Origin of the sequence: Ochrobactrum sp. SFR4 (assembly GCF_019730395.1) — a bacterium.
GTDB lineage: Bacteria > Pseudomonadota > Alphaproteobacteria > Rhizobiales > Rhizobiaceae > Pseudochrobactrum.
Genome location: NZ_JAAPBB010001250.1, coordinates 1 through 242, shown reverse-complemented (window position 1 = coordinate 242; position 242 = coordinate 1). Strand labels below are relative to the sequence as shown.

The following is a 242-nucleotide window of genomic DNA, read 5'->3' as shown; positions in this document are numbered from 1 at the left end:
AGAGTGCCATCGATTGGCGGCGGCCGATCATCGCCCGCATTGGTGCCAGCAGAACCGGATCAGAAACGTTGTCGTCGCCGTCACGGAAGGAGTTAACCCAGCGGATTTCCGGTACAAGCCGTAGAACCTGCGTGAAAGTCAGCAGGATACCCACCAGCAGGACGCCGAGAATCAAACCATTGAGACCCGGATTGGTAACAAAAAATGTCTGAATCTGACGCATTAGAACCAGAGCCAGAAAT

1 pseudogene is annotated in these 242 nt (G+C 53.7%); it reads right to left on the bottom strand.

The features are described from left to right. Window positions 1-242: pseudogene (locus HBA93_RS23020) on the bottom strand (flagellar motor protein MotA); the annotation flags it as partial.